Origin of the sequence: Streptomyces sp. NBC_01451 (genome assembly GCF_036227485.1) — a bacterium.
Lineage (GTDB): Bacteria > Actinomycetota > Actinomycetes > Streptomycetales > Streptomycetaceae > Streptomyces.
Genome location: NZ_CP109479.1, coordinates 2,058,037 through 2,078,159, shown reverse-complemented (window position 1 = coordinate 2,078,159; position 20,123 = coordinate 2,058,037). Strand labels below are relative to the sequence as shown.

Below are 20,123 nucleotides of genomic sequence, written 5' to 3'. Positions count from 1 at the left end.
CGTCGCACGTGTGGCCGAGTTGACTTCCAGCCACCTCGGCCGCAGCGTTGCGGCCCTGTCAGGGAGGCACCACCAAATGAACGCGATGATGCGTAGAGTCGTGATCGGTACCACTGCTGTTTCCATGGCGCTCGCCGTGGCCGCTTGTGGCAAGGCCGGCGACGACGACAAGGACAGCGGCTCGGGCGACAAGACCATCGGTCTGCTGCTCCCCGACAGCGTGACCGCGCGCTACGAGAAGTTCGACAAGCCGTTCTTCGAGGCCAAGGTCAAGGAGCTGTGTTCCGACTGCAAGGTCGAGTACGCGAACGCAGCCGGTGACGCGGCCAAGCAGGCCCAGCAGGTCAGCAGCATGATCACCAAGGGTGTCAAGGTGATCGTGGTCAGCGCCCAGGACTCCGCCGCCATCAAGTCGTCCATCCAGACGGCGGTCGACAAGGGCATCAAGGTCGTCGCGTACGACCGTCTGGCCCAGGGCCCGGTCTCCGCCTACGTCTCCTTCGACAACGTCAAGGTCGGCCAGCTCCAGGGCGAGGCCCTGCTCGCCTCCCTCGGCGCCAAGGCGACCCCGAAGGCCAAGGTCGTCATGATCAACGGTGACGACGCCGACCCGAACGCCGGTCAGTTCAAGAAGGGCGCGCACGAAGCCCTCGACGGCAAGGTCGACATCGCCTACGAGCAGTCCGGCCTGTGGAAGGACACCGTCGCCGCCCAGAAGATGTCGGCCGCCATCACGCAGCTCGGCGCCAAGAACATCGCGGGCGTCTACGCCGCCAACGACGGCATGGCCGGTGGCATCGCCAACACCCTCAAGGGTGCGGGCATCAGCGGTATCCCGCTGACCGGTCAGGACGCGGAGCTCGCGGGCATCCAGCGCATCGTCGCCGGCACCCAGTCCAGCACCGTCTACAAGGCCTTCAAGCCGGAGGCCGACGCCGCCGCCCAGATCGCGGTCAACCTGCTCGACGGCAAGAGCATCGACTCGCTCGCCACCGAGACGCTGACCAGCGGCTCGGGCGACAAGGTCCCCTCGCAGCTGCTGACCCCGGTGTCGGTCACCAAGGCCAACATCGCGGACACGGTCGTCAAGGACAAGCTCTACACCGTCGCCGAGATCTGCGCCGGCGAGTTCGCCGCCGCCTGCAAGACCGCCGGTCTCCAGTAGGCGGTCGCCCCACCAGGACCGCCGGCACCGGGCGGGCGCCCACCGGCGCCCACCCGGACATGACCGCCCGGCGGTCCCGCGAGACCTGTCCGACGCCCGACCCGGCCTTCATACCCCGCTGCCGGGCCGGGCGTCGGACGGAACCGTTGCCATCGGCAGCGGGTTCGCGCATGTTCGTCCTGTAATCCAGTGCCATCGCGCACACCCCTCCGCGCCTACCCCAAGCGCGGCATCCCCGCCGGTCAGGCGGCGAAGGAGATGGTTCACGTGTCCGCTACGCCCGTGTTGGCGTTGCGCGGAGTCTCCAAGCGGTTCGGTGCGGTCCAGGCCCTCACCGACGTAGAGCTGGAGGTCCATTCCGGAGAAGTGGTCGCCCTGGTGGGCGACAACGGCGCAGGAAAGTCGACCCTGGTCAAGACGATCGCGGGCGTTCACCCCATCGATGAGGGCGTCATCGAGTGGGAGGGCAACCCGGTCAGCATCAACAAGCCGCACGACGCCCAGGGACTCGGCGTCGCGACCGTCTATCAGGACCTCGCCCTGTGCGACAACCTCGATGTGGTCGGCAACCTCTACCTCGGCCGAGAGCTGCTGCACCGCGGTGTCATCGACGAGGTGTCGATGGAGAAGAACGCCCGGGAGCTGCTCAGCACCCTCTCCATCCGCATCCCGAGCGTGCGCATCCCGATCGCCAGCCTCTCCGGAGGCCAGCGCCAGGTCGTCGCCATCGCGCGCGCCCTGATCGGTGACCCCAAGGTCGTCATCCTCGACGAGCCCACCGCCGCCCTCGGCGTCGAGCAGACGGCGCAGGTCCTCGACCTGGTCGAGCGGCTGCGCGAGCGCAACCTCGGCGTCATCCTCATCAGCCACAACATGGCCGACGTGAAGGCGGTCGCGGACACCGTCCACGTCCTGCGCCTCGGCAAGAACAACGGCTCCTTCCCCGTGAAGACCACGAGCCACGAAGAGATCATCGCCGCGATCACCGGAGCCACGGACAACGCCGTGACCCGTCGTGCGGGGCGTCGCGACACGGAGGCGGCAAAGTGAGCGACACGTCCAAGACCGTGAAGCCCGACCCAGGGGCGGAGCACCAGAACACGGTGGCACCCGCCGACGACCCGACCGCGGCGCCGGTGTCCGTCGTCGACCCGCGTCTGCTGGTCCGCGACGAGGGCCTCAAGGGCTACGCCACCGAGTTCAAGCGCAAGGTGAAGGGCGGTGAGCTGGGCTCGCTGCCGGTCGTCATCGGCCTGATCGTCATCTGGACGATCTTCCAGCTCCAGAACGACCGCTTCCTCAGCGCCGACAACCTCTCCAACATCAGCTACTACCTCTCGGCCACCGGCATGCTCGCCATCGGCCTGGTGTTCGTGCTGCTGCTCGGCGAGATCGACCTCTCCGTCGGCTCGGTCAGCGGGTTCGCGTCCACGCTGTTCGCCGTCTTCGTGGTCACCCACGGGATGAACGGCTGGCTGGCGCTGATCCTGACCATCGTGACCGGTATCGGCATCGGCGCGCTGCACGGCTGGTTCTTCGCCAAGATCGGCGTACCCGCGTTCGTCGTGACGCTGGCCGGCTTCCTCGGCTGGAACGGCCTGATGCTGTGGCTGCTGGGCTCCAGCGGCACCATCAACATCCCGGCCGACCAGGGCCCGGTCAAGCTGCTCGGCCAGAGCTCCTTCTTCATGGACCAGGCCGTCATCGGCGCCTATCTGCTGGCCGGCCTCGGTGTTCTGTCGATGCTCGTCGGCTCCTTCGGTGAACAGCGCCGGCGCAAGGCCGCCGGGGTGCCCTTCCGGCCCACCAGCGAGATCGCTCTGCGGGTCGGCGCGCTCGCCGTGGCGTCCTTCGCCGCCGCGGCCGTGCTGAACAACTCGGCCGGTGTGTCCAACGCCCTGGTGATCTTCCTCGCGGCGCTGGTGATCGTGGACTTCGTGCTCCGTCGTACGACGTACGGCCGCAAGGTCTTCGCGGTCGGCGGTGGCATCGAGGCGGCCCGCAGGGCCGGTATCAACGTGCCGATGATCCGTATCACCGTGTTCGCCATCTCCGGCGGTTTCGCGGCGATCGGCGGCATGTTCTTCGCCGGCCAGACGGCGAGCGCCACGCTGAACGCGGGTGGCGGCAACACGCTGATGCTCGCCATCGCGGCGGCCGTCATCGGTGGCACCAGCCTGTTCGGCGGGCGCGGCACGGTGTGGTCGGCGCTGCTGGGCATGCTGGTGATCCAGTCGATCCAGACAGGTCTGGATCTGCTGAACATGAACACGTCGATCCAGTACATGATCACCGGTGCGGTGCTGCTGGGTGCGGTTGTCATCGACTCCGTGTCCCGGCGGAGCCAGAAGGCCGCGGGGCGCGCGTGACGCGGTAGCGCCGTAGGGCGTGGGGCGATCTGACGGCCGGCCGTCACCTGTGGCTTGTCGTGCAGTTCCCCGCGCCCCTGAAAGTGGCGCCTGCGGCGTACTTTCGAATAAATGTGCCCGGTACCGCGAGCGCGGTGCCGGGCACAGCTGTGTCATAGACGGCACGTTTCTTGGGTACGGCCGATCGCGTGACGTATCACGCAGAGGCCGGGCGTCGGCCGCGAAGGCGGAACACTAGACTCGACACGCCCGGCGAAAGCTCGATCAGCTCTACTGCAAGGAGGCACGGGTGCCGCTGCTGACCCGCATCAAGGGACCGCGCGATCTTGACCGGCTCAGCCTGGAACAGCTCGACCAGCTGGCCGAGGAGATCCGGACCTTCCTCGTCGACGCGGTCTCCAAGACCGGCGGCCACCTCGGCCCCAACCTCGGGGTCGTCGAGCTCACCATCGCGCTGCACCGGGTCTTCGAGTCGCCGAAGGACAAGGTGCTCTGGGACACGGGTCACCAGTCCTACGTCCACAAGCTGCTCACCGGCCGCCAGGACTTCTCCAGGCTGAAGATGAAGGGCGGCCTGTCGGGCTACCCCTCGCAGGCCGAGTCCGAGCACGACGTCATCGAGAACTCGCACGCCTCGACGGTCCTCGGCTGGGCCGACGGCCTCGCGAAGTCCAACCAGGTACTGAAACGCGACGACCACCACGTGGTCGCCGTCATCGGTGACGGCGCCCTCACCGGTGGTATGGCCTGGGAGGCGCTGAACAACATCGCCGACGCCAAGGACCGCCCGCTGGTCATCGTCGTCAACGACAACGAGCGTTCGTACGCGCCCACCATCGGCGGCCTCGCCAACCATCTGGCCACCCTGCGCACGACGGACGGCTACGAGCGGTTCCTCGCCAAGGGCAAGGACCTGCTGGAGCGGACCCCGGTCGTCGGCAGACCGCTGTACGAGACCCTGCACGGCGCCAAGAAGGGCCTCAAGGACTTCATCGCCCCGCAGGGCATGTTCGAGGACCTGGGGCTCAAGTACGTCGGCCCGATCGACGGCCACGACATCGAGGCACTGGAGTCCGCGCTGGCCCGCGCCAAGCGCTTCGGCGGCCCGGTCATCGTGCACTGCCTCACCGAGAAGGGCCGCGGCTACCAGCCCGCCCTCCAGGACGAGGCCGACCGCTTTCACGGCATCGGCCCCATCCACCCCGACACCGGCCTGCCGGTCAAGGCCTCCGGCGCCGACTGGACCTCCGTCTTCGGCGACGAGATGGTCGAGCTGGGCCGGGAGCGCGAGGACATCGTCGCGATCACGGCCGCGATGCTCCAGCCCGTCGGCCTGAAGAAGTTCGCGGACGCCTTCCCCGACCGCATCTACGACGTCGGCATCGCGGAGCAGCACGGCGCCGTCTCGGCCGCCGGGCTCGCCACCGGGGGAGTGCACCCCGTCTTCGCGGTGTACGCCACCTTCCTGAACCGGGCCTTCGACCAGGTCCTCATGGACGTGGCGCTGCACAAGTGCGGAGTGACGTTCGTGCTCGACCGGGCCGGCGTCACCGGCACCGACGGCGCCTCGCACAACGGTATGTGGGACATGTCGATCCTCCAGGTCGTCCCGGGCCTCCGGCTCGCCGCGCCGCGCGACGCCGACCAGGTCCGCGCCCAGCTCCGCGAGGCCGTCGAGGTCGAGGACGCGCCGACCGTCGTCCGCTTCTCGAAGGGCGCCGTCGGCCCGGCCGTACCCGCGGTGGGACGCGTCGGCGGCATGGACGTGCTGCGCGAGCCCGGCACCGGCACCCCGGACGTGCTCCTCGTCTCCGTGGGCGCGCTGGCGCCCATGTGCCTGGAGATCGCCGGGCTGCTGGAGCAGCAGGGCATCTCGACCACCGTCGTCGACCCGCGCTGGGTCAAGCCGGTCGACGAGGCCATGGCGCCGCTCGCCGAGCGGCACCGTGTGGTCGTCACCGTCGAGGACAACTCCCGGGTGGGCGGCGTCGGTTCGGCCGTCGCGCAGGCCCTGCGGGACGCCGGGGTCGACGTACCGCTGCGCGACTTCGGTATCCCGCCGCGCTTCCTCGACCACGCCTCCCGGGCCGAGGTCATGGCGGAGATCGGCCTGACGGCACCGGACATCGCCCGCCAGGTCACCGGGCTGGTCTCCAGGATCGACGGACGGTTCGAGCAGTCCGAGGTCGACCCGGTGGAGTCCGCCCGCGACTGACTCACGGCTGCCCCCAATGGGCCGGTTTCCCCACTCTTTACGGTGGTGGGACCGGTCCATCGGCGTGAAATCCCCCGCGCCGGGGCAGGCGCACCACGCCCGCTCCTGATCATGTCCGGGACGACACAGCGTGGGAGGTCCGCCCGTGAGCAGCACCCTCTTCAGGACGAAGAAGGTCGAACAGTCCATCCGCGACACCGAGGAACCGGAACACGCGCTCAAGAAATCCCTGTCCGCGCTGGATCTGACGGTCTTCGGTGTCGGTGTCATCATCGGCACCGGCATCTTCGTCCTCACCGGCACGGTCGCCAAGAACAACGCCGGCCCCGCCGTCGCCCTGGCCTTCGCGGTCGCCGGGGTCGTCTGCGCCCTCGCGGCGCTCTGCTACGCGGAGTTCGCCTCCACGGTCCCGGTGGCCGGGTCCGCGTACACGTTCTCCTACGCCTCGCTCGGCGAACTGCCCGCCTGGATCATCGGCTGGGACCTGGTGCTGGAGTTCGCCCTCGGTACGGCGGTGGTGGCCGTCGGCTGGTCCGGGTACATCACCTCGCTCCTCGACAACGCCGGCTGGCACCTGCCGGAGGCGCTCAGCGGCCGGGACGGGGCCGACGGCTTCGGCTTCGACATCCTCGCCGCCGCGCTGGTCCTGGCGCTGACCGGCATCCTCGTGCTCGGCACGAAGCTCTCCGCGCGGGTCACCTCGATCGTCGTCGCCGTCAAGGTGATCGTCGTCCTGACCGTGATCGTCGCGGGTGCCTTCTTCGTCAAGAGCGACAACTACGACCCGTTCATCCCGAAGGCGCAGGAGGTGCCGGCCGGCGACGGACTCCAGTCGCCGCTCATCCAGCTGATGTTCGGCTGGGCACCCTCGAACTTCGGCGTGATGGGCATCTTCACGGCGGCCTCCGTCGTGTTCTTCGCCTTCATCGGCTTCGACGTGGTGGCCACGGCCGCCGAGGAGACCCGGAACCCGCAGCGCGACATGCCCCGGGGCATCCTCGGCTCCCTGGTCATCTGCACCGCCCTGTACGTCGCGGTGTCGATCGTGGTGACCGGTATGCAGCACTACACCGAACTGTCGGTCACCGCGCCGCTCGCCGACGCCTTCAAGGCCACCGGGCACCCGTGGTTCGCGGGCTTCATCAGCTTCGGCGCCGCCGTGGGCCTGACGACGGTCTGCATGATCCTTCTCCTCGGCCAGACCCGGGTCTTCTTCGCGATGAGCCGCGACGGCCTGCTGCCCCGCTTCTTCTCCCACGTCCACCCCCGCTTCAGGACCCCGCACCGGCCGACGATCCTGCTGGGCGTGATCATCGCGATCGTCGCCGGCTTCACCCCGCTGAGCGAACTCGCCGAACTGGTCAACATCGGGACGCTGTTCGCCTTCGTGGTCGTCGCGATCGGCGTGGTCATCCTCCGTAAGTCCCGCCCCGACCTGCCCCGGGCCTTCCGGACCCCGTGGGTGCCGTTCATCCCGATCCTGTCGGTGCTCGCCTCGTTCTGGCTGATGCTCAACCTGCCCGCCGAGACCTGGCTCCGGTTCGGCGTCTGGATGGCGCTCGGCTTCCTCGTGTACTTCCTGTACGGCCGCTCCCACAGCCGCCTCGGACAGGAACAGCGGGCGACAGCCGACACCGACTGACCCGAGCGGTCGGCCATGGGGCGCCGTACGGTACGACAGGCCCTAGTCGCTCCGTACCGTACGGGGCCCGGTGACCTCGGCGCCCAACTCCGTTACCCTGCGCCGCAGTTCACGGTCGGCGGTGACCACGAGGCGGTCGCGGTCCGCGGCCTCGGCGACCAGTTCGACCATCCGGTCGTCCCCGCTGCCGGGTGCCGGCTCGACCCGTACTCCTGGCACCGGAGTCACCCCGCGGGCCGCGCCCTCGACCACCAGGACGATCTCCACGGGGCCCGCCCGCCCCGGCAACCCGCCCTCCGCGTACGCCGCCAGCCGGTCCCGCAGGCGTTCCGTCGCCCCGCGCCGGTCCCGCCACCAGCCGTCGGGCACCGAGCCGACGACATTCGCGGCGTCGACGATCACGAGCAGAGGGGCAGCCATGGGGTTCAGGGTCGCACGCGGGACCGGAACCAGGGGTACCGGATGAGGGGGCCGGGGGGCGCGCCGAAGGTAAGAGCACACTAAAGTAGTCCAGTGCCCATTGTTCCTCCTTCCCCCACCACGGCCTCGGGGAGTCCCGAGTCGGTCAACGGCGACTGGCTCGTACGGGGTCGCGACGGCCGGCTGAGCGCGTACGACGCCGTAGGAGACGGGATCGTCTGCCGCGCGGAGTCCCGGCCCGGCGGGCCCTGGCTCCCGCCCCGGCGCATCGGCGGCGACCAGCGCGTGCATCCCATGCTCGGAGTCGGCCAAGGCGCCGACGAATACGCCCACTTGGCGACGTGGCGGCCCACGGTGAAGGGCGAGGCGGGCCTCGTCCACACCACGCACTTCCGCCCTGCCCTCGCCGCCCTCGACTGGACGCCCCTCGGTCACCCGAACCAGAAGGGCGACCGGACCGGCGTACCGGCGGTCGCCGTCGACGCGGAGGGCCGCGCCCATGTCTTCGTACGGAACGCCGTGGGCGGGGTCAGCATGCGCGGCCAGAAGGAGCGCGGCGGCTGGGGTCCCTGGCGCGACCTCAAGGGCGAGGACGTGGAAGAGCAGTTGACGGCCGTCACGCGTGCCTCCGGGCGCGTCGAGCTCTACGGCAACTCGCCCCACGGCATCCTGCGCTGGACGCAGGGCGGACCCGGCTGGATCCCGGAACTCGACGAGAGCCCGCTGAAGGTGACGGCCCGTCAGGGAAGCCTGCGGGCGCTGGTCACGTCCGAGGACCATGTGACGCTGTTCTACACGGACGAGACGGACACGGTGTGCGCGTGGCGGCCGGGCAGCGACCCGGTCGAACTGCTCCCCGGAGCCGGTCCCGGCCCGGTGGCGGTGGTCCGCTGCACGCTGGACGAGGTCGACTGCACGTTGCTCGCACAGCGCTCCGCGAGCGGCCGGGTGGCCTTCGCCGCCTATCCGACGGAGCAGGAGTCGGCTGGGGCGTGGTGGACCGAGTCCGGCCCTCAACTCCCCCTGGACGCAAGGGTGTCGCTGACGGAGGACGCAAGTGGACGGGTGGTGGCCGCGACGATGAGCGCGGGAGGACTGTCCGTGGTCCGGCAGAAGGACGAGCCGGGGCTGGCGCTGGAGGCCTGGCGGACGGTCTGAGGCCGGGCCCCTCCCGCCCCGGCCCGCGTGCGGGCCGGGGCGGGAGGGGTTGGGTAAGGGGATCGTAGGAGAAGTGCTAACTTCCGCCGCCCGCCGGGGACTTCTTCGCCGACTCGGGGATCGCGGAGTCGGTGCGGATCGCCTTCCACAGAGCCGCCGCCTGCGGCTCGACGGCCACCACCCGGTTCGGGTCGATCTTGTCGTACGCGACCGGCAGCATGACCGTCTCCATGCTCGCCGGGTCGATGCCCTGCACGCTCCGCCCGAACTCGGCCAGGGCGGTGAGCGAGGCCAGCTCGGAGTCCGTGGTCAGCGACTCGGTGAGGGTGTCGGCGATCCGGTACAGCTTCGTCGGGCTGCCGAGCAGGTCCTGCCGCTTGATCTCACTCAACAGGGCGAGCATGAACTGCTGTTGGAGCCCGATGCGGCCCAGGTCGCTGCCGTCGCGGTAGCCGTACCGGGTCCGTACGAACTTCAGTGACTCCGTGCCGTCGAGGCGGTGCGCGCCGGCGCTCAGCCCCAGTTTGGTGATCGGTTCGTCGAGCGTGACGGTCACCCCGCCGACCGCGTCGACGAGTTCCTTGAAGCCGGCGAAGTCCAGCTCGATCAGGTGGTCGACGCGGACGTCGCTCATCGCCTCCACGGTCTTCACCGTGCACGCCGAACCGACCTGCGAATACACCGAGTTGAACATCACCCGCTTCGCGGAGGGCACCACGGTGCCGTCGGGCGCGGTGCACTCGGGCCGGGTGACGAGGGTGTCGCGCGGAATGCTCACCGCGACCGCCTGGGTCCGCCCCTTGGCGATGTGCACCAGCAGGGCGGTGTCGGATCTCGCCCCGCTCACCTTGGCGTCGTCCAGCGCGGCGTTGTCCCCGGCGCGTGAGTCCGACCCGAGGACGAGCAGGTTCGTCGCGCCGGCGGCCGCCGCCGTCCGGGCCGGCCGGTTCTTCCCGTCGCCCAGCGCCTTGTCCAGGTCGACGGCGCCCTCCTTGAGATTCGAGTCGAGCCCCTGGTACATCCACCAGGCCGTCCCGCCGCCGACGAGCACCAGCACCAACAAGCCCCCCAGGAGGGCGCGGCGTATCGTCCGGCCGCGGCTGCGGGGGCGCTCGCGCCGAGGTGAGCGCTGGTCGGCGGCGGCGGGGAGTCGGGTCTGACTCATGGTGCTCCGGTCGTGATCGGCGCCCCCTCCATGCGAAGGGAGCGCAGCGGGATGAGTTGAGACACACAAGGTGGGCGAAGGGTTGTACGTGTCCGTGAGTGAGAAGCAGCACTGCGTGACCCGTGTTTGGGGTGTGAAGTATTTGTTAGCATCCTCACTCTTGTTTTGTTCGAATTGTGTTACTGAGGACCGAAGTTTTACCTTCACGCGGCGATTCGCCGGTGGAACGGGGATGGGAATGATGTCGTGAGCAGAGCCACCACCGTGGATCTACTAGTAGTGGGGCTCGGTTACGTCGGGCTTCCCCTCGCCCGGTCCGCTTCGGCGGCAGGGCTGAAAGTGGTCGGTCTCGACCGCAGCCGACGGGTTGTGGACGGGTTGAACGCCGGCCGGTCGCATGTGGACGACATCACCGACGCAGAGGTCCGCTCCATGCTGGAGCAGGGCTTCACAGCGGTCGACCGGGCAGAGGCCATAGCCGACGCCGCCGCGGTCGTGGTCTGCGTCCCGACCCCGCTCACCGACCACGGCTCCCCGGACCTCGGCGCGGTGCACGCGGCCGTCGAGGACATCGCGGGGAACCTGGCTCCGGGCACCCTCGTCGTCCTGGAGTCGACGACGTATCCCGGAACCACCGACGAGGTCGTACGGCCGCGGCTGGAGGCCGGTGGCCTGCGCGTCGGCAAGGACTTCCATCTGGCCTTCTCCCCGGAGCGCATCGACCCGGGAAACCCCCGCTACGGCCTGGAGAACACGCCCAAGGTGGTCGGCGGCATCACCCCGGACTGCACCAAGGCGGCCCGCGCCCTCTACGAGCGTTTCGTGACGCGCGTGGTCGAGGCGAAGGGTACGCGCGAGGCCGAGATGGCCAAGCTGCTGGAGAACACCTACCGGCACGTGAACATCGCCCTCGTCAACGAGATGTCGATGTTCTGCCGTGAGATCGGTGTCGACCTGTGGGACGCGATCCGCTGCGCCGCCACCAAGCCGTTCGGCTTCGCGCCCTTCTACCCAGGTCCGGGAGTGGGCGGTCACTGCATTCCCATCGACCCCAACTACCTGTCGTACAAGGTCCGTTCGCTCGGGATCCCGTTCCGCTTCGTGGAGCTGGCGCAGGAGATCAACCAGCGTATGCCCGTACACGTGGTCAACCGGGCGGCCGACCTGCTCAACGACCGGAGCAAGGCGGTCCGCGGCTCGCGGGTCCTGCTGCTCGGTGTGACCTACAAGCCCGACATCTCCGACCAGCGCGAGAGCCCCGCCCTGGCGGTGGCCGAGAACCTGCGCGCCCGGGGCGCCGAACTGGTCTACTTCGACCCGCGCGTCGCCGACTGGACGGTCGGCGGACTGCCGGTCGAGCGGGCCGACGACTACCTGGCCGAGGCCGAGGCGGCGGACCTCACCATCCTGCTCCAGCCCCACCGCGAGATCGACCTGGACCTGCTGGCCGACCGCGCCCGGATGCTCTTCGACACCCGCGGCAAGTCCGCCGATCATCCCCGGGTGGTCAAGCTGTGAGTTCCGAGGACCCGTACATACCCGGCGCCGTCGACACCGACGGGCGTCAGCGGCACCGCAAGCGCAGGCATCTGAAGGTCTCGTACCTCGTCTTCCTCGGCCTCGCCGCGCTGATCGCCACCCGGCTCGACGCCGGTTCACTGCACCTGTACTCGATGGGGGCCATGGGCCTGCTGGCCCTGAAGATGTTCGGTGCCCTCTTCTACCGGCCGGCCAAGGCGGACCGGGAAGGACTGGAGTACCTGGAGAACTCCTGGGTCACCGCAGTCATCCCGATCTACAACGAGGACCCGGTGATGTTCGAGCAGGGCATGCGCAGCCTCCTCGTACAGAGCCGGCTCCCCAACGAGATCCACATCATCGACGACGCCAGCGCCAGCGACAGCGGCATCAGGACGGCGAAGAAGATGCGCCGCGAGTTCGAGGCCCGCGGTGTGAAGTACACGGTCAGCGTGCAGCCGGAGAACAAGGGCAAGCGCGAGGCGCTCGCGCTGGGCTTCGAGGCGGCGCCCTACACGGACATCTTCCTGTGTGTCGACTCCGACACCGTGCTCTCCCGGGACACCGTCCGTGAGCTGCTCCTGCCGATGGCGGACGAGAAGATCATGGCCTCCACGGGCATGGTGCTGGCGCTCAACCACGACAGCAACATCTTCACGCGCCTCCAGGATCTGCGGTACGGCAACTCGTTCCTCTTCGAGCGGGCCGCGTACTCACGTCTGAAGTCCGTGCTGTGCTGCTGCGGCGCGCTCTCCGCCTACCGGGGGACGCTGGTCCGCAAGTACCTCCCCGACTTCCTCAACCAGCAGTTCCTGGGCAAGCCGGCCGTCTTCGGCGACGACCGCCGCATGACCAACTACTGCCTGATGGAAGGCCAGGTGGTCTTCCAGGAGACCGCCGTCGGCTACACGGCGGTGCCGGAGAAACTGCCGCACTTCCTGCGTCAGCAGGTCCGCTGGAACAAGTCCTTCTTCCGCGAGTCCCTGTGGGCCTTCCGGCACCAGAAGAAGTACCGGCCGGCCTTCTGGCTGACCTGCATGGAACTGGCGCTGTGGCTGGTCTTCGGCTCGGCGATGTTCTACTCGATGGTCATCCTGCCCATCATGAAGCCGGACCAGTTCCTCCGTCACCTCGGCGACTACGGCATCTTCATGGTGCTCATGGGATACCTCCGCAACGTGCGGTACCTCGACTTCCCGCGCCGGGGAATGGGCTTCGTCAAACGCTTCGGCATGTTCCTGCTCGCACCGATCTACGGTGTGATCCAGCTGACCCTGCTCACCCCGCTCCGCTTCTACGCCCTCCTCACCCTGCACAAGGGCAGCTGGGGCACCAGGCAGGGCGGCGTCGAGGTTTCGGTCGCCGGGGACCACGAGAACGACGTGACGGAGATCTACGAGGAAGAGGACCCGTACTCCGACCCCAAGGTCGGCGAAACGCTCCAGCTGATGCGTCTCGAAGGCGTGGCACTGGCGCGTACGGCTCCTCGCCCGTCCGCCGTCGTCTTCGAGCAGCCGCTACCGGCCGCTCAGGACGCCGGTCGGCTCCAGGGCGTTCCCCAGCAGCGCGTGACATGGGGGGCGCAGGGCCCGGGTGCCCAGCAGTACAACACCCAGCCCCAGCAGCAGAACGGCGAGTGGTATCCCGCCGAGGGCCAGTACCCCGGCCGGCAGCAACAGCAGGGCGGGCAGCCGGGTCAGTACCCCCAGGAGGGCGAGTACGTGGATCCCTACTGGCACCAGGGACAGGGACAGGGACAGGGACAGGGGCACGGTCACGGGCAGGGCCAGGGGCCGGGCTGGTAGAGCCCCGGCGGGCAGGGGAAAGGGGGCGGGCCACGTGGCCCACCCCCTTTCCCCTGCCCACCGGTCGCGTCAGGTGTAGTAGGCCATCGCCTCCGAGACGGTCACCACCGGGATGCCCCGGGAGCTGATCGCCGCCATGAGCGTGTCGAGCCCGGCCTGGCTGATCTCCGTACTGCTGGCCGGAGTTCCGGCGACGATCCTGTGCAGACAGAGGATGAGCCAGTCGCCGTTGTTCGCACAGCGGTCCAGCCTGCCGCCCGCGGCGGTCAGGGCGGCCAGCGTGGTGCCTCCGATGCCCGAACCGTCGTTGATGCCCGTCAGGGCCTTGAGGCGGTACGGCATCGCCGGGGCGAAGGACTCGATCGTCTCGGAGATGATCGATCTGGCCGTGGTGAAGTGGCGGGTCGCGATGAGATCCACCGGAACGCCGTCCGTCGTCTTCTGGAACGCGCCGTGCGGATACGCGAAGTGCTCGCTGTTGAAGCCATTGGACACCAGCCACTCCCGCAACTGCCGGAAGTCGTCGTCCACCTGCTGCGCGGTGAGGCTGCTGTAGCTCGCCGTGTGGGCTGCCGTCGCGTACGAGTGCCCGCCCATCTCCCAGCCGGAGAAGTCCTGCATCGAGCGCATCTGGTCGACGGTCAGGAAGGTGCCGGTGCCGATCGCGTCGGCGATGTTGTAGACCGTGCCGGCGAACCCGTACGCGTCCATCGTCGGCCGGGCCAGGCTGTGGACCGAGCTGTGGGAGTCGTCGAAGGTGAGCGAGACGGCTCCCTTCGGGAAGACGGTGCTGGTGTCGGGTACCAGCTCGACGGACTGCAGCCGGTACGTCACCGGTCCGCCCGCGTTGTCGTACACGGCGAACGACATGTCGGTGAACCCGGTCCTGGTGGAGGGCACACCGGCGGCGGACATCGAGTACGTGCCGACCGCGCTGGTGACGTCGGCCCACTGGAGGTGGACCGTGACCCATTCACCCGACTGGACGTAGTTGGCCGACGTGGCCGAGTGGTTGTGGAACGTCCAGGCGAAGAAGTTCGCGAACGAGCCGCTGCCGAGGTAGAAGACCAGCTTGGACAGCTTGGCCGTGTCCTCGACCCGCAGCAGCAGACGGATCATCTTCCCGGTCAGGTTCATCGCGGGCTGGGCGGTCCTGCGGACGTACGACTGGGTGCCCGTACCCGTGGTGGTGACCCGCACCGACTGTGTTCCGCGGACGAAGACCGAGGTGTCGTTCGGTTCGGCCGACGCGGTGCCGGCGCCCCCGGCGGACCAGCCGTGCCCTGCCTGGAACTGCTGGCTCCAGGTGGCCCGACGGTACTTGGGCCGGCGTCCCGACGGGGCGTACGGCGGCGGTGTGCCGAGTCCGCCGATCGCCGCTGCTGCTGCGGCAGCCGCCGCGGGCTGGGCCGTCGCGGCGCCCACCAGCGTGCCTCCGGCGGTCGCGAGACCTCCCGTGCCGGCCAGGCGCAGTGCGGAGCGCCGGCTCAGGGCGCGTGGTGACAACGGCTCATTGCTCATCGGGGGCTCCTGCGTGTGTGCGCCTGTGCGTGTGTGCGGCTGTGGACCGCGGTGGACGGACCCGGGGGTCAGGGCTTGGCGACCGTGTCGAAGTAGTTCATGCCGCTGTCGCTGAAGCCCTTCACCGCCGTTTCGACCTGCTTCTGCGAGAGGGTGGCGCCGGCGTTGTAGTACAGCCAGTCGACCTTCATGTCCCAGGTGCGGTCGCCCTTGAACGGCAGGTCCACGAACCAGGTGTTGAAGTTCACCGACATACCGGCGCGAGGGACGTACTTGCCGGTGCTGGTGAACAGCTTCCGGCCGTCCATGCGGTAGGTGACCACGTCGTCGGCGACCGTGATCAGCATGGTGTGCCACCCGGCGAGGCTCTCCTCGGTCTTGGTGGTGACCCGGTCCCCGGCCTCGACGCTGTACCAGCTGGTGGTGTCGAGCTTGGGGCCGGGCGCGCCCCAGCCGCCGTTCGGCATGTACTCGTTGTCCAGTTCGCTGTACTTGGTGCCGCTGCCGCCGATCGTGTAGAAGGTCTGGTTGACGTGGTCGCCGTTCTCGCCCTCGGTCGGCTTGTCGCTGAAGTGGATCCGGGCCGCGTACGTGCCTTCGCGGAACTCGGTGGCGGCGGTCCCGAGGCTCGCCTGCTTCGTACCGGCCTTGGTGCCGTCCGTGGTGGCGCGCAGCTGGAGCACCTGGCCGTGGCCCTGGGCGTTCGCCTCGGTGGGGAAGCTGACGCCGTCCGCCGACCAGGTGTCGTCGATTCCCGGGCCGCCCTTGCTGGTGCGGACCAGCCAGCCGTGCTTGAAGAGTGCCGGGTCCTTGGGGCCGAGGTAGTTGAAGTTGTCGAAGACGGCCTTGGCGGGGACGACCGGCGCCCGGCCGGCCGCGGCGGATGCCGACGGCGTCCCCGCGCTGTCGCTCTTGGGCTTGTCGCCGTTCGGTTCCTCGCCCCAGGCGAGGACACCGCGCTTGTACGCGGTCACCTTCTTCGACTCCTTGTAGCTCGTCATCGTGTCGTCGAAGGAGCGGTCGTTGGACTGCTTCAGCTCCTTGTGGTCGACGCGGTAGAGCTGCACTTCGATGCCCTCGCTGTTCGCACCCGGCTTCAGGGAACCCGCCCCGGCCGTGAACGCGATTTCGAGGTACCGGTCGGCGGTGTCGGTGGGCTCGTCCGGTGTGCCGATGGTTCCGGCGATGTTCGAGCAGCCGACAGCGGCCTGGACGCAGTTGAAGGCGTACGCGGAGGCGCCGTCCGCGGTGAAGTAGTACCGGAGCGTCACCTCGCTCAGGGGCAGCGACTGCTTCGACTCGTTGAAGACCTCCAGCGACGGCCTGGCCGCCACCGCCGTGGCCGCCGTGTCGGTCCGGTACCGGACGGTGAGCTCCGGCGGATCCGGATTCGCGGCTCGCCACAGCGGATAGAGCGCCGTACCGCCGGCAACGACCGCGCCCACGAGGAGCAGCAGCTTGATCTTGGGCCAGACCCGGCTGCGGGGGCGGGGCTGTCGGCGGTTGGACGACACGGAAGTTCCTCCGCAGGATGGTTGGACGACATTGGGACCGAAATGGTCGTATGAGTGATCCATATGGTCGGATCTTGTGCAGATCCTATCGGTGAGGTGTTATCCGCAGGAGCTGAACAGAACACAAGACGGAAACGTCCGTACAGGCCCGGTGCGGTCCGCGCCCCGCGATGGCGCGGCAAAGCGGCGGGCCGCACGGTGAGGTCACCGTGCGGCCCGCGCTCCCGGCGGAATGTTCCGCCGTGAATGTTCCGTTACGCCGGGACGCTCGCCAGGCCCTGGGCCAGGAACCGCTTCCCGTTCACCCGCTCGGAGACACCCTCGCGGTCCAGGTACGGCGTGACACCGCCCAGGTGGAAGGGCCACCCCGCGCCGGTGATCAGGCACAGGTCGATGTCCTGGGCCTCGGCGACGACACCCTCGTCGAGCATGAGCCCGATCTCCTGGGCGACCGCGTCGAGCACCCGGTCCCGCACCTGCTCCTCGCTCAGGACGACGTCACCCTGCTTCAGCAGCGCGGCGACCTCGGGGTCCAGCTCGGGCTTCCCGCTGTCGTACACGTAGAAGCCGCGCTTGCCGGCCTTGACGACGGCGGCGAGGTTCGGCGAGACCGTGAAGCGGTCCGGGAACGCCCGGTTGAGGGTCTCCGAGACGTGCAGACCGATCGCCGGACCGACCAGCTCCAGCAGCACCAGCGGCGACATCGGCAGGCCCAGCGGCTCGACCGCCTTCTCCGCGACCTCGACCGACGTACCCTCGTCGATCACGTTCTGGATCTCGCCCATGAAGCGGGTGAGGATGCGGTTCACGACGAACGCCGGAGCGTCCTTCACCAGCACCGCGGTCTTCTTCAGCTTCTTGGCGACACCGAACGCCGTGGCCAGCGAGGCGTCGTCGGTCTGCTCGCCGCGCACGATCTCCAGCAGCGGGAGGATCGCGACCGGGTTGAAGAAGTGGAAGCCCACGACCCGCTCGGGGTTCTTGAGCTTGGACGCCATCTCCGTCACCGACAGGGACGACGTGTTCGTCGCGAGGATCGCGTGCGCCGGGGCGACCGCCTCGACCTCCGCGAACACCTGCTGCTTGACGCCGATCTCCTCGAAGACGGCCTCGATGATGAAGTCGGCGTCGGAGAAGCCCTCCGCCTTGTCCAGCACACCGGTGACCAGGGCCTTCAGGCGGTTGGCCTTGTCCTGGTTGACGCGGCCCTTGAGCAGCAGCTTGTCGATCTCGGAGTGGACGTAGCCCACACCCTTGTCGACGCGCTCCTGGTCGATGTCGGTCAGCACGACCGGCACCTCAAGGCGGCGCAGGAAGAGCAGCGCGAGCTGCGAGGCCATCAGACCGGCGCCGACGACACCGACCTTGGTGACCGGACGGGCCAGCGACTTGTCCGGCGCGCCGGCGGGGCGCTTGCCGCGCTTCTGGACCAGGTTGAAGGCGTAGATGCCGGAGCGCAGTTCGCCGCCCATGATCAGGTCGGCGAGCGCCACGTCCTCGGCGTCGTACCCCTTCTGCAGGTCGCCGTCCTTGGCCGCGGCGATGATGTCCAGCGCGCGGTAGGCGGCCGGGGCGGCCCCGTGCACCTTGCTGTCGGCGACGGACCGGCCGCGCGCGACGGCCTGGTCCCAGGCCTCGCCGCGGTCGATCGCCGGGCGCTCGACGACGATCTCGCCCTTGAGGACGGCGGCCGTCCACAGCAGCGACTGCTCCAGGAAGTCCGCGCCCTCGAAGAGCGCGTCGGCGATCCCGAGGTCGTAGACCTGCCCGCCCTTGAGCTGCTTGTTCTGGTTGAGCGAGTTCTCGATGATCACCGTGACGGCCTTGTCGGCGCCGATCAGGTTCGGCAGCAGCGTGCAGCCGCCCCAGCCGGGGACCAGACCGAGGAAGACCTCGGGCAGCGAGAAGGCCGGCAGGGCCGCGGAGACGGTCCGGTACGAGCAGTGCAGACCGACCTCGACGCCACCACCCATGGCGGCACCGTTGTAGTAGCCGAAGGTCGGGACGGCGATCTGGGCCAGCCGCTTGAAGACCTCGTGGCCGCCCTTGCCGATGGCGAGCGCGTCGGAGTGGTTCTTCAGGAGCTCGACGCCCTTGAGGTCGGCGCCGACCGCGAAGATGAACGGCTTGCCGGTGATGCCGACACCGACGATCTCGCCGGCCGACGCCTCCTTCTCGACCTGGTCGATGGCGATGCTCAGGTTCGCCAGCGAGGCCGGGCCGAAGGTGGTCGGCTTGGTGTGGTCGAAGCCGTTGTCGAGGGTGATCAGCGCGAAGCGGCCGGCGTTGAACGGCAGGTCGAGGTGGCGTACGTGCGCGGACGTCACGACCTCGTCGGGGAACAGCTCGGCCGCGCCCTTGAGGAGTTCGGTGGTGCTCACTTGTCGCCTCCGGCGTCCTTGTGGTTCGGGTTCTCCCAGATGACGGTGGCGCCCATGCCGAAGCCGACGCACATGGTGGTGAGGCCGTAACGGACCTCCGGCTGCTCCTCGAACTGACGGGCCAGCTGCGTCATCAGACGCACACCCGAGGAGGCGAGCGGGTGACCGAAGGCGATGGCACCGCCGTACTGGTTCACGCGCGCGTCGTCGTCCGCGATGCCGTAGTGGTCGAGGAAGGCCAGGACCTGGATGGCGAAGGCCTCGTTGATCTCGAACAGACCGATGTCGCCGATGCCGAGGCCTGCCTTGGCGAGGGCCTTCTCGGTCGCCGGGATCGGACCGTAGCCCATGACCTCGGGCTCGACGCCGACGAAGGCGTACGAGACGAGGCGCATCTTGACGGGCAGGTCGTTCTCGCGCGCGAAGTCCTCGGACGCGATGATCGACGCGGTGGCACCGTCGTTCAGACCGGCCGCGTTGCCCGCGGTGACCCGCCCGTGCACCCGGAACGGCGTCTTCAGCCCGCTCAGGTTCTCCAGGGTGGTCCCCGGCCGCATCGGCTCGTCGGCGGTGACCAGGCCGAAGCCCGTCTCGCCGACCTCCGCGTTGGTGTTCCGTACGGAGATGGGCACCAGGTCCTGCTGGATCTTGCCGTTGGCGTACGCCTTGGCGGCCTTCTCCTGCGAGCGCACGGCGTACTCGTCGGCGCGCAGCTTGGTGATGTGCGGGTAACGGTCGTGCAGGTTCTCGGCGGTCATCCCCATGAACAGGGCGGACTCGTCGACGAGCTTCTCGCTCACGAACCGCGGGTTCGGGTCGACGCCCTCGCCCATGGGGTGACGGCCCATGTGCTCGACGCCACCGGCGATGACGGCGTCGTACGCGCCGAAGGCGATCGAACCGGCGGCGGTGGTGACGGCGGTCAGCGCGCCCGCGCACATCCGGTCGATCGAGTAACCCGGTACGGACTGCGGCAGCCCGGCGAGGATGCCCGCCGTGCGGCCCAGGGTCAGCCCCTGGTCGCCGATCTGCGTGGTCGCGGCGATGGCGACCTCGTCGATCTGCTTGGGGTCGAGACCCGGGTTGCGGCGCAGCAGCTCCCGGATGGCCTTCACGACGAGGTCGTCGGCGCGGGTCTCGTGGTAGATGCCCTTCGGGCCCGCCTTGCCGAACGGGGTGCGGACGCCGTCGACGAAGACGACATCCCTGACGGTACGAGGCACGATGGCTCTCCTCCAAAGGTGCGGGAC

Annotated in this window: 14 protein-coding genes; 8 read left to right on the top strand and 6 right to left on the bottom strand. The window is 69.0% G+C overall.

Translation table 11 applies throughout. The features are described from left to right. Positions 1-76: 76 nt before the first annotated feature. From OG595_RS08830 to OG595_RS08810, 5 genes are all read left to right on the top strand, one after another. Positions 77-1,165: a sugar ABC transporter substrate-binding protein gene (locus OG595_RS08830; RefSeq protein ID WP_329269715.1), complete on the top strand. Its 1,089-nt coding sequence runs from the start codon at positions 77-79 to the stop codon at positions 1,163-1,165. A 258-nt stretch (positions 1,166-1,423) separates the two neighbouring features. Then, a complete protein-coding gene (locus tag OG595_RS08825) occupies positions 1,424-2,215 on the top strand; it encodes an ATP-binding cassette domain-containing protein (RefSeq protein ID WP_329282740.1) in 792 nt (263 codons plus the stop codon). Then, positions 2,212-3,534 carry a sugar ABC transporter permease gene (locus tag OG595_RS08820; RefSeq protein ID WP_329269713.1) on the top strand — a complete coding sequence of 441 codons (1,323 nt, stop codon included), beginning with the start codon at positions 2,212-2,214 and terminating at the stop codon, positions 3,532-3,534. Before OG595_RS08825 ends, OG595_RS08820 begins: the two co-directional genes overlap by 4 nt. 289 nt (positions 3,535-3,823) lie before the next feature. Beyond that, the gene (dxs, locus tag OG595_RS08815; protein WP_329269712.1) at positions 3,824-5,749 is read left to right on the top strand and encodes a 1-deoxy-D-xylulose-5-phosphate synthase; all 1,926 of its coding nucleotides are present in this window, start codon (positions 3,824-3,826) and stop codon (positions 5,747-5,749) included. A gap of 145 nt (positions 5,750-5,894) precedes the next feature. Further along, positions 5,895-7,391, top strand: a complete 1,497-nt coding sequence (locus tag OG595_RS08810) for an amino acid permease (RefSeq protein WP_329269710.1) — start codon at positions 5,895-5,897, stop codon at positions 7,389-7,391. A 42-nt stretch (positions 7,392-7,433) separates the two neighbouring features. Here the strand turns inward: OG595_RS08810 and OG595_RS08805 are convergent, their stop codons facing one another. Next, positions 7,434-7,811: an NTP pyrophosphohydrolase gene (locus OG595_RS08805; RefSeq protein ID WP_329269708.1), complete on the bottom strand. Its 378-nt coding sequence runs from the start codon at positions 7,809-7,811 to the stop codon at positions 7,434-7,436. A gap of 93 nt (positions 7,812-7,904) precedes the next feature. Between OG595_RS08805 and OG595_RS08800 the strand changes: the two genes are divergently transcribed. Continuing rightward, positions 7,905-8,969: a hypothetical protein gene (locus tag OG595_RS08800; RefSeq protein WP_329269706.1), complete on the top strand. Its 1,065-nt coding sequence runs from the start codon at positions 7,905-7,907 to the stop codon at positions 8,967-8,969. A 76-nt stretch (positions 8,970-9,045) separates the two neighbouring features. On the opposite strand, the gene OG595_RS08795 is transcribed toward OG595_RS08800, so the two are convergent. After that, a complete protein-coding gene (locus OG595_RS08795) occupies positions 9,046-10,134 on the bottom strand; it encodes an LCP family protein (RefSeq protein ID WP_329269705.1) in 1,089 nt (362 codons plus the stop codon). Positions 10,135-10,380: 246 nt separating this feature from the next. Here OG595_RS08795 and OG595_RS08790 point away from each other — a divergent pair, with 246 nt between their 5' ends. Together OG595_RS08790 and OG595_RS08785 are read left to right on the top strand one after the other, a co-directional pair. Beyond that, positions 10,381-11,652, top strand: a complete 1,272-nt coding sequence (locus OG595_RS08790) for a nucleotide sugar dehydrogenase (protein WP_329269703.1) — start codon at positions 10,381-10,383, stop codon at positions 11,650-11,652. Continuing rightward, positions 11,649-13,457: a glycosyltransferase gene (locus OG595_RS08785; RefSeq protein ID WP_329269701.1), complete on the top strand. Its 1,809-nt coding sequence runs from the start codon at positions 11,649-11,651 to the stop codon at positions 13,455-13,457. Before OG595_RS08790 ends, OG595_RS08785 begins: the two co-directional genes overlap by 4 nt. Positions 13,458-13,526: 69 nt before the next feature. On the opposite strand, the gene OG595_RS08780 is transcribed toward OG595_RS08785, so the two are convergent. The 4 genes from OG595_RS08780 to OG595_RS08765 all read right to left on the bottom strand — a co-directional run bounded on the left by OG595_RS08780 (position 13,527) and on the right by OG595_RS08765 (position 20,096). Further along, complete coding sequence (locus OG595_RS08780) at positions 13,527-14,978, bottom strand: polysaccharide deacetylase family protein (protein ID WP_329269699.1); 1,452 nt, start codon at positions 14,976-14,978, stop codon at positions 13,527-13,529. A 68-nt stretch (positions 14,979-15,046) separates the two neighbouring features. Continuing rightward, on the bottom strand, positions 15,047-16,492 hold the full coding sequence (locus tag OG595_RS08775; protein ID WP_329269697.1) for a cellulose binding domain-containing protein: 1,446 nt from the start codon (positions 16,490-16,492) through the stop codon (positions 15,047-15,049). 254 nt (positions 16,493-16,746) lie between these two features. After that, positions 16,747-18,873, bottom strand: coding sequence for a 3-hydroxyacyl-CoA dehydrogenase NAD-binding domain-containing protein (locus OG595_RS08770; protein ID WP_329269695.1), 2,127 nt, complete (start codon positions 18,871-18,873; stop codon positions 16,747-16,749). Further along, positions 18,870-20,096, bottom strand: a complete 1,227-nt coding sequence (locus OG595_RS08765) for a thiolase family protein (protein ID WP_329269692.1) — start codon at positions 20,094-20,096, stop codon at positions 18,870-18,872. Before OG595_RS08765 ends, OG595_RS08770 begins: the two co-directional genes overlap by 4 nt. Between the last annotated feature and the right edge of the window lie 27 nt (positions 20,097-20,123).